This is a genomic window from Bacteroides muris (ex Fokt et al. 2023), assembly GCF_024704895.1.
In the GTDB taxonomy this organism is placed as follows: domain Bacteria; phylum Bacteroidota; class Bacteroidia; order Bacteroidales; family Bacteroidaceae; genus Bacteroides; species Bacteroides muris.
In genome coordinates, this window is the sequence record NZ_JAMZEE010000102.1 from 1 (window position 1) to 1,058 (window position 1,058).

The following is a 1,058-nucleotide window of genomic DNA, read 5'->3' on the forward strand; positions in this document are numbered from 1 at the left end:
CAATCTGATTTTCCGTCAGTCACTTGTTTCCGTTGCCGGATGCTCTTCAAGCGTATGGCTGGCAGTGGCAAGGTTTTCGAGTTGAATACGCTCCGCAGGAGGAAGATTCTGCCCGAAACGGCTCTGCCGTCCGACCTTGCCGCTGCCATCAAGCCATACACTACCTTTGCATCCGGGCATCGGGAACGGGTGGCTGACGGGATGAACATTAGCTATACCATAGGTTGCTGCCCTTGCCGCAAGAGAAGAACAATGTTATCGGGGTTCCTTTCTTGGTGGCGCAGATTTCATTTATTACAAACTGCCTGAGCAGGATATTTTTTTACTGCATATCCCGAATGCAATGGTTACAACCATTTCAAGGCTATAAACGTCATAACTGATGCCGTCTGACTGTTTGATATATCTCCTCGTTTCAACTTCGTCCAGTTTCTTATGCTTGTGAATGGAATGAACCACCTTACATATATCACGAGAGGGCACCCCGAATAAATAAGCTATCTCAAACTTTGTTATCCATATAAGTGCAGACTGTAGTACAAAACATCCGACATCGAACAGCTATCAACAGCCTTCTAAGAAATAACAACTATGAAAAAGGAACTTTTTGATTTAGATATTTGGTTGCTGACTAGAGAATATTAGCCTAAACCCAACCATGATGATTCACCGAAACGACAAGAAATACCAGTTATGTATCATATAATATGAATGAAACCACCCAATAGGCAAGCCTATCAACATATGATATTAAGTAGAATAAACAGGGCTAGTATTTACAACCAGTTATTACTCAATAATTTGCAAGTAATAAGTCAGAAATATGGTCGTAACCTTTAAGGGTACATTCTAAGGGGTGAAGATTTAACGCTTTTATTGATTCTTAACTCATTTGGAGTGTCAATACGAGCGGTTTCTTCTTTTTTCGATGCAATTTATTTCCGATATTCCACTTCTATTTTGGCTCATTGCTTAAGCCTGTACAAAATTATATAGAAAAATCGAGTTTTTCTACACCGGCACAATAAAAACCGAGGCCAACCCTGAAACTCTGCTTC

The 1,058-nt window shown here is 40.6% G+C and carries 1 protein-coding gene and 1 pseudogene; one reads left to right on the plus strand and one right to left on the minus strand.

Translation table 11 applies throughout. The features are described 5' to 3' along the window. Positions 1-309: hypothetical protein (locus M1B78_RS18395; RefSeq protein ID WP_257941489.1), on the plus strand; the 309-nt coding region annotated here is incomplete at its 5' end. On the opposite strand, the pseudogene M1B78_RS18400 reads toward M1B78_RS18395, so the two are convergent. Continuing rightward, a pseudogene (locus M1B78_RS18400) lies at positions 209-561 on the minus strand (hypothetical protein). The gene M1B78_RS18395 and the pseudogene M1B78_RS18400 sit on opposite strands and share 101 nt — an antisense overlap. Positions 562-1,058 lie beyond the last annotated feature (497 nt).